General features: G+C 66.7%; 7 protein-coding genes. 1 reads left to right on the top strand and 6 read right to left on the bottom strand.

Annotated features, from left to right (window positions below; genetic code table 11):
- Window positions 1–10 precede the first annotated feature (10 nt).
- From VGK32_12830 to VGK32_12840, 3 genes are all read right to left on the bottom strand, one after another.
- Window positions 11–1,252 (bottom strand): MFS transporter, encoded by a 1,242-nt coding sequence (locus VGK32_12830; protein HEY3382651.1) that lies wholly within the window; start codon window positions 1,250–1,252, stop codon window positions 11–13.
- Window positions 1,253–1,273: 21 nt separating this feature from the next.
- Complete coding sequence (locus tag VGK32_12835; GenBank protein HEY3382652.1) at window positions 1,274–3,298, bottom strand: M13 family metallopeptidase; 2,025 nt, start codon at window positions 3,296–3,298, stop codon at window positions 1,274–1,276.
- Window positions 3,299–3,438: 140 nt separating this feature from the next.
- Window positions 3,439–4,620, bottom strand: coding sequence for a hypothetical protein (locus tag VGK32_12840; protein ID HEY3382653.1), 1,182 nt, complete (start codon window positions 4,618–4,620; stop codon window positions 3,439–3,441).
- Window positions 4,621–5,019: 399 nt separating this feature from the next.
- Here VGK32_12840 and VGK32_12845 point away from each other — a divergent pair, with 399 nt between their 5' ends.
- Window positions 5,020–5,670 carry a class I SAM-dependent methyltransferase gene (locus VGK32_12845; GenBank protein HEY3382654.1) on the top strand — a complete coding sequence of 217 codons (651 nt, stop codon included), beginning with the start codon at window positions 5,020–5,022 and terminating at the stop codon, window positions 5,668–5,670.
- 41 nt (window positions 5,671–5,711) lie between these two features.
- Here the strand turns inward: VGK32_12845 and VGK32_12850 are convergent, their stop codons facing one another.
- The 3 genes from VGK32_12850 to VGK32_12860 all read right to left on the bottom strand — a co-directional run bounded on the left by VGK32_12850 (window position 5,712) and on the right by VGK32_12860 (window position 7,664).
- Window positions 5,712–6,425, bottom strand: a complete 714-nt coding sequence (locus VGK32_12850) for an energy transducer TonB (protein ID HEY3382655.1) — start codon at window positions 6,423–6,425, stop codon at window positions 5,712–5,714.
- Window positions 6,426–6,578: 153 nt separating this feature from the next.
- Window positions 6,579–6,842: a hypothetical protein gene (locus VGK32_12855; GenBank protein HEY3382656.1), complete on the bottom strand. Its 264-nt coding sequence runs from the start codon at window positions 6,840–6,842 to the stop codon at window positions 6,579–6,581.
- 201 nt (window positions 6,843–7,043) lie between these two features.
- Complete coding sequence (locus VGK32_12860; GenBank protein ID HEY3382657.1) at window positions 7,044–7,664, bottom strand: peptidylprolyl isomerase; 621 nt, start codon at window positions 7,662–7,664, stop codon at window positions 7,044–7,046.
- Window positions 7,665–7,874 lie beyond the last annotated feature (210 nt).

Raw genomic sequence — 7,874 nt, forward strand, 5'->3', positions numbered from 1 at the left:
CACCTTCGATCTACTCCCGGCGAAGCCTCGGAAAGAAGAGAAGGGCCGCGAGAGCGAAGAGCATCGCCAAGCCGGCATTGATCACGAGGGCCACCGGTTCGCCGAGATGTTCGGCGGTCAGGCCGGTCCAGAGCGCGCCGATTGGCATGCAGCCGAAGAAGATCCAGGTGTATGCGCCCATGACCCGGCCCCGGAGATCGTCGGGCGTCGAGGTTTGCACGATGGCGTTCGCGAGGTTGAGGACCAGGATGGTGCCGACACCGACGCCGGCGAGCACGACGAGACTGGCGGGAAGCCAGGTGACGAGCGCAAACACGAACAGGAGGGTCGGGTAGACCAGCGAGCCCACGGTCAGAAGCCTTCCCCGGGCGGCCATCCTGCCGAGCGACGCCAGCAGCAGGGCGCCGACGAGCGATCCAACGCCGCGCGCCGAGAGGAGAAGCCCATTGACGGTCGCGTCGCCATGGAGGACCTCCACCGCCCAGGCGGGCACGAGCGTCGCCATCGAGAGCGCAAAGAGGCTCGTCACGGCCACCACGCCGATCGTCGTCCGGATGACCGGCTCGCGAAGGACGTACCGGATTCCCTCCGTGAGCTGGGCGAACGACCCGCCCTCGCGCCGGGCTGCCGGGCGATGCTCGAGCTTCATCAACCGCAGCGCGATGATGACGGCGATGAACGAGAGGCCGTTGATCGTGAAGCACCACCCGGGGCCGAACACCGCGTACGCGACGCCCGCAACCGCCGGCCCTATCGCGGTCGCGGTGTTGAACATCGTCGAGTTGAGCGCGATGGCGTTCGTGAGGTCTTCCCGCGGCACGAGTTCACTCGCCAGGGCCTGGCGCGCGGGAGCGTCGAACGCGTTCGCCGTGCCCAGCAACAGGGCGAGCAGAATGATGTGCCACGGCTGCACGACATGAAGGAACGTCAGGGCGGCCAGGATGAACGCGAGGGTCATCATCACCGTCTGCGTGACGACCATGAGCGACCGGCGCGAGAAGCGGTCCGCAGCCACTCCGCCGTACAGAGTGAGCGCCCACATGGGGACACCGGCCGCGAATCCCACGAACCCGAGGTATCGCGCCGAGTGGGTGAGTTCGTACACGAGGAAGCCCTGCGCCGTCGCCTGCATCCAGGTGCCGAACAGCGAGACGAGCTGCCCCCAGAACCAGAACCGATAGTTCTGATGCTGCAGGGCAGCGAACGTCTGCTGCCACCGGGTGGGCTGCGGCGCAGGATCGGAGTCAGCCATGGGTTCGATGACGATCTCGCCCTACCAGATACTCGTCCGCACCCCATCCGGTCGAACCATCGGTGACCCTGGCGCACAGCCAAACGCGCCGACGAACTCAGGCATGTTGCTCAGTGGGCCATCCGTGCGGAACTGACCGGGGCTGTGCGGATCGGTGGCCAGCCGCACGCGCCGCGCTTCGTCGCGGATCGTCTGGCGCCACACCTGCGCCCAGTTGAGGAAGAACCGCTGCTCCGGTGTGAAGCCGTCGATCGAGGCCGGCCGGCCCTTGGCCGCCAGCGTCTTCTGGAGCGCGACATACGCGATCGTGAGCCCGCCAAGGTCGCCGATGTTCTCGCCGAGCGTCAGCTTGCCGTTGACGTGTTCTCCGGGCAGCGCCTCGTAGGCGTCGTACTGCTTCACGAGCAGGTCCGTCCGCGCCTTGTAGGCCGCGCGATCGGCCTCGGTCCACCAGTTCTCGAGGTTGCCGTCCGCGTCGAACTGGCTCCCGCTGTCGTCGAAGCCGTGTCCCATCTCGTGGCCGATCACGGCGCCGATCCCGCCGTAGTTCACCGCGTCGTCGGCGTTCGGATCGAAGAACGGCGGCTGGAGGATGCCGGCTGGGAACACGATCTCGTTCATGCTGGCGGAGTAGTACGCGTTCACCGTCGGCGTGGACATGCCCCATTCCGTGCGGTCGATCGGCTGGCCGAGCCTGGCCATGTTGCGAGCGGCCTCGAAGCGCTGCGCCCGCATCAGATTGGCCGCGTACGAGTCGCGGGTGATCTCGAGCGCGGTGTAGTCGCGCCACTTGTCCGGGTAGCCGACCTTCACGCCGAACGCGGCGAGCTTGCGCAGCGCCTGGGCCTTGGTGGCCTGCCCCATCCACGGAAGCTTCTCGATGCGTTCTTTCAGCGCGGCGCGCAGATTCGCCACGAGCTCGATCATCTTGGCCTTCGCCGCGGGGCTGAAAGCACGACGGACGTAGAGTTGGCCGAGCGCTTCGCCGAGCACGCGGTCCGTCATGGCCTGGACCCGCATCCAGCGCGCCTCCTGCTGCGGCACGCCGTTCAGAACCTTGCCGTTGAAGGCGAACGCCTCGTCCTGGAAGGCCTTCGGCAGCGCGTCGGCCGTGACACGAATGAGATGCCAGCGAAGATAGGTGCGCCACTCGGGGGCGGGCACGCTGGCGCTCATCTCGGCGAAGGCGCGGAAGAACTGTGGCTGACGAACGTTGATCGCGGGCACCTCGGTCACGCCGAGCCGCGCGAAGTACGCCGTCCAGTCGAAGCCGGGCGCCTGCTTCTGCAGGTCGGCGAGCGTCATCTTGTTGTAGGTCTTCTGCGGATCGCGGTTCTCGACGCGCGTGACGCTGGCCTTTGCGAGCCTGGTCTCGAGGTCCATCACCACAGCAGCCCCAGCCGCGGCCGCGTCGGGCATCTCGCCCGCCAACTGGAACATCTTCGCCACGTGCGCCAGGTACTTGTCGCGGATGTCCTTCGACGTCGAATCGTCCTTCAGGTAGTAGTCGCGGTCGGGCAGGCCCAGACCGCCCTGGCTCAGGCTCCCAATGTATCGCGTGCTCTCCTTTGGATCCTGGGCGACCCCGAAGTTGAACGCGGTGCTCGAGCCGCTGCGCCGAAGCTCACCGAGCACGACGGCGAGGTCCTTCGCGGTCTTGACCGAGTCCACCTTGGCGAACAAGGGCTTCAGCGGCATCGTGCCGGCGTTCTCGATGGCGGCTTCGTCCATGCCGCTCGCGTAGAAGTCGGCGACCTTCTGCTCGGTGCTCCCCTTCGGCCAGTCCCTTCGGGCGCTGACCTCGTCGAGGATCGACTTCAGGACGTCGCGATTGTGGTCGGCGAGCTGTTCGAAGGAGCCCCAGCGGCTCTTGTCCGCCGGTACCGGGTTGGCCTTGAGCCACCCGCCGTCCGCGTATTGGTAGAACGTCTCGCAGGGCTTCGCCGTAGTGTCCATGTTCGCGGGGTCGATCGCCTTCCCGGACTGAGCCACCAGGCCAGCGGCCGCGACGCCGAGACCGATGAGGACGACGAGCATTCGACGCATGTCTTCACCTCCGTGGGGCGTCCCATTGTACGCGTGCGAACGGGAGAGGGAACGTGGGGGACTCTCTCCTGGAGTGATTTCGTCAGGGAGCTGGTCGTGGACGGGGGCGGCGGGCGATCAGGAGCACACCCGTGGTCGCGTCATCGATTGACGTCGCGGATCCGCTTGGCGAACTCATCGACGTATTGCTTCACGCCACGAACGACCGCGTCGGCGTGTGCGGCGGGAGCGCCGCCGGCGACGCCGCCCTTGTGCAGCAGCGACACCTGCACGAGCATCGGCGTCGTCTGATACGACAGCGTGGCGGTCGTGTGGGTGTAGAGGAAGGCGTCGTATCGCGAGACGCACAGGCCTGCCGACACGCTGGTCGTCATGATGTGGACGTAGACGTACGTGTCCTCGTCGGAGTTGCGATTGACCTTGAACCCGGCGTCGGAGAGGCTTTTCGACACGGCCGCCTCGATGGGCGTCTGGCTCAAGCCGCAGGCGGTGGCCTGCGAACTCAGGTCCTCGACGACGACGCCGAGCTTCGACAGGCCCTTGAGTTCCGCGTCCGGGCCTTGGGCGACAAGGGGAGTCTGGGCGCGTCCGGACGACGCGGGTTCGAGCGGCGTGCCTAGTTCCGAGGCGCGCGCGGCACCTGGAAGCGGCGCCGCCATCGGCCGGGGCATTTCCGGCAGCGTGGCGCGATCCGGCAGAGCCGGCTCGGGTCCTTTGGACGGCTCGTAGACGCGTGTCACCGTGTCGTGCCCCCCGCGCTCGACGAACTGCACCTGCACGACCAACCGCGGCGGATCGACCGTGCGGGAGTAGGTGTATCGGAGTTCGCGGTTCTGCTCGACCTTGTACCGGACCTCCAGGCGGGTGCCGTCCCACTTGGCGGTCGTCGCGACCGGCACCTGATCGAGCGCCTGGGATTCCTCTCGTCCGTCCAGGTGGAACGTACGCGATCGGCCGCGCGCGTCCGTGATCGTGGCGGCGGCCTCGGTCTGGGCGATCGTCAGGTACGGGGACGGGGTCCTGACCTCCTCGATCAATTGCTCCCGTCTTTTGGCGTCGTCCGGACTCTCTCGAAACGACGCGAAGGCGGCGGGGAGCCCCGTGCCTCCACCGCCCGACCGGTCGCCGGTGTCCGAGCCCGAACCGGGGCCCGAGAACATGTCCGCGCCGAAGCCGACCTCGCGTGGAAACTGGCTCAGCGCCCGATTGAGCATCCATTGGCCGGCCAGGCTCAGCCGGTCGGCGGCTGCCGCGGTCCCGCGAACGGGGGCCCCAAGAAGGATCGCCGCGACGACCACCACCGCCATGCTCCACCGAGTCATACGTGCTCCTTCACAGGCCGGGAAACGGATCTGCCTCGGCCAAGGCAACGCTTCGGGCCTGACCGCTGGACGACCGCCGTCGTCGCGCCTCGGTCGCGATCGTCCATGGAATGCGAAGACCGGGCCAATGGACCCCGTCGAGTGAATGGCCGCGAATCCTCGGGAAACGTGGGACTGCCGTGCGGTATGCCAATCATGACGGTGGCGGCAGTGTCCGCTCGAGGTAGCGACAGATGACCTCTACCGCCTCGTCGAGTGCGCCGACGCAATCGAACGCCGACGACTGACAGTGCGCCAGCTTTCCAGCGCCCACAGCGGACCTTGGAGATCCGTTTCGGCTCATGCTGGCGATCGGCAAATGCGATCGAACAACACGAGCGATTGCTCGTATTCTAGAGCATGATGACACACGATCCCTCGTCTTCGTCGAAAGGCCGCCTGCCGTCCGATGCGGCACGTCACGTTTGTCCCTGGTGGCTCGGGTACGCGCTGGCCAGCCCGATTCGGCGCCTCTTCGAGTCGCCCGAACGCCTGCTCGGTCCGTACGTCCGCCCCGGCATGACCATCGTCGAGCCCGGCTGCGCGATGGGGTACTTCAGCGTCCCGATGGCCCGCATGGTCGGTGCCGAGGGGCGGGTGGTGTGCGTGGACCTGCAGCAGAAGATGATCGACGGCCTCTTGCGTCGTGCGCGGCGCGCAGGCGTTGCCGATCGCATCAGTGCCCGGGTGTGCGCCGGCGACGACCTGGGCCTCGCGACGTTCCGGGGCGCGGCCGATCTCGTGGTGGCGATCCACATGATCCACGAGGTGCCCGACCGCCAGCGGCTGCTGCAGCAGTTGAGCGACACGCTGAGACCGGGCGGCACGCTTCTCGTGCTCGAGCCGCGCGGCCACGTGCCGGTCGACGACTTCGCCCGAACGCTCGCGATGGCGGAGCAGGCAGGTTTGAAGCCGACGGGCGCGTCGCCATCCGGACGCAGCCGCGGAGCCGTGCTGGTCAAAGATGGCGCCAGGTCCCTCGACGAGGCGGGCAGTCGTGTTCCACAATGACGCTCGGGCGTTCCAGCTCCGGAACCTGGCGATGGACGCCCTCATCGCAGTGTGAAGTTCACCGTCACCGTCATCACGACCGGAACCGGCGTGCCGCCGAGCAGCGTCGGCGTGTACTTCCACTGCCGCACGGCAGCGAGTGCCGCCTCGTCCAGCAACGGGCGCGAGCGTAGGACGCGCGCTTCGACCACGTCGCCGGTCGCGCTGATCACCGCCTCGATGATCACCATCCCATCGACACGGGCAATCCGCGCGGTCTCCGGGTAGATCGGCACGGCGTCCCGAATCTTCACCGGCGGCTTCAGCCCCCTCGTGATTCGGATCGGCGTTGTCGGCGGCGGCGGGGGCGGCGGCTCAACGACCGTGTTGAATGCCGTCCCTCCGTCGATGCCGCCATCCACCACCCCCAGTTGCAGGCCGGTGATGTCGGTCGGCGGGGCCGCCTGGATCATCCGCTCCCTGCCGATCCCCTCGGGCGCGAACAGCGGCACCATGTCCTGGTTCACGACGTCTGGCACGACGCGACGGACGGCCGGAGCCGGGACGCTCGGCGGGACCGGCGTCGCCAGTATCGGAATCGAGTCGATCGAGCCCGCCTGCACGAGCGGCAGCACATCGCTCGCCAGCAGTGGAATCACCACCAGCCCGATCAGCACCAGCACGTGCACGAAGATGGAGACGGGAATTGCCGAGAAACGACCACCCCGGACGGCCGGGCGGACCTCGACAATCGTGTCGAACAGGTTGGAAGGCACAGCGCACCTCCTGAATCGAGAAAACGCCGAGGCCTTGGGCCGGGCGTGTTGACGATGTGGAGAGCGCTCTCTGGTTCTATTCGGTTGGACACCGATGGGGGAAACGGGTTCCTGGAGGAGGTGAGCTCGGACCTGGCGGCGGAGAACTCGACGTTACGGGTGTTCGCTGCGCAGTCGCGTGACGAGGAAGCCGAGATTGCTCCAGCTCGTGGGCGGCGAACTTCGGCGATCGTGGCCGCGGCGGTCGGCTTCCGCCTCATCGAGCCGCCGGCGCCGTTCGCCAAGGCGCCTGTCCCACACAACCTCGACGGGCTTGTCCCTGAAGGTTGTGCGGAGGAACCGATAGCGTTCCTGGTCGCCCCGCTGCACGACCATCATGTAGGCAATGTGCGACAGAACCGATTCACTACCGTCCATGAATTCCCAACCTCCAGCAACCGGAGTCGATCAGCGTATCCTACTCCGAGCTCGGCGGGAGATCACGCACAAATACAAGGAGGAAGGAGGAAGGATGAAAGAGGAAAGATGAAGTGCGGAAGGCTCGGCCGGCGGCCGGTGTGCCGCGAGCAACACACCGGCCGCTGGCCGCTGCCCATGGGTGACAAAGACCGTCAGGGCCTACTGCGTGACCTTCTCGATCGTCACGGTCTTCATGATGACCGGCGTCACGGGCTTGTCGTTGACGCCCGTCTTCACGCTGCCGATCTTCTTGATCACGTCCATGCCCTCGACGACCTCGCCGAAGATCGTGTGCTTGTTGTTCAGGTGCTCGGTCGGGCCCAGCGTGATGAAGAACTGGCTGCCGTTGGTGTTCGGCCCGGCGTTGGCCATCGCGAGGATGCCGGCCTTCGTGAACTTCAGCTTCGGGCTGAACTCGTCGGCGAAGCGGTAGCCGGGGCCGCCGGTCCCGGTGCCGAGCGGATCGCCGCCCTGGAGCATGAACCCTGCAATGATCCGGTGGAAGGTCAGGCCGTTGTAGAACGGCTTCGACTTGCCGGGCTTGCCGGAGATGGGGTCAATCGTGCCTTCGGCGAGGCCGACGAAGTTCGCCACGGTCTTCGGGGCTTCCTTGTCGAACAGCTTGACCGTGAACCCGCCCTCGGTCGTCACGAAGTGTGCGTAGGTGCCAGGCTGCAATTTGGACTTCTCCTTCTTCTCGGCCGGAGCATTCTGCGCGGCTGCCACGCCGACCGTCAACACCAGCGCTCCGCACAGCGCCGCCAGGAACTTCGAGGACATGAGTGGAACTCCTTTCTCTCTGTGACCACCAGGGACCGATGACTGCGTCCGGACCGATTATGGTATAGCATTTCCGGCCAAATGGCCTACCGCTACCTGCACCTCGACGTCTTCACGGACCGCGTGTTCTGCGGAAACCAACTGGCCGTCTTCCTCGAACCGGCCGGCCTCACTGCCGGGCAGATGCTGGACATCACCCGGGAGATGGCG

It is taken from the genome of Vicinamibacterales bacterium, assembly GCA_036504215.1.
Taxonomy (GTDB): domain Bacteria; phylum Acidobacteriota; class Vicinamibacteria; order Vicinamibacterales; family Fen-181; genus FEN-299.

Excerpts from the sequence above, each read along its gene's own strand:
- VGK32_12855 (HEY3382656.1), bottom strand. The coding sequence starts at position 6,842 with ATGGACGGTAGTGAATCGGTTCTGTCGCACATTGCCTACATGATGGTC.
- VGK32_12845 (HEY3382654.1), top strand. The coding sequence starts at position 5,020 with ATGATGACACACGATCCCTCGTCTTCGTCGAAAGGCCGCCTGCCGTCC.
- VGK32_12830 (HEY3382651.1), bottom strand. The coding sequence starts at position 1,252 with ATGGCTGACTCCGATCCTGCGCCGCAGCCCACCCGGTGGCAGCAGACG.
- VGK32_12840 (HEY3382653.1), bottom strand. The coding sequence starts at position 4,620 with ATGACTCGGTGGAGCATGGCGGTGGTGGTCGTCGCGGCGATCCTTCTT.
- VGK32_12835 (HEY3382652.1), bottom strand. The coding sequence starts at position 3,298 with ATGCGTCGAATGCTCGTCGTCCTCATCGGTCTCGGCGTCGCGGCCGCT.
- VGK32_12860 (HEY3382657.1), bottom strand. The coding sequence starts at position 7,664 with ATGTCCTCGAAGTTCCTGGCGGCGCTGTGCGGAGCGCTGGTGTTGACG.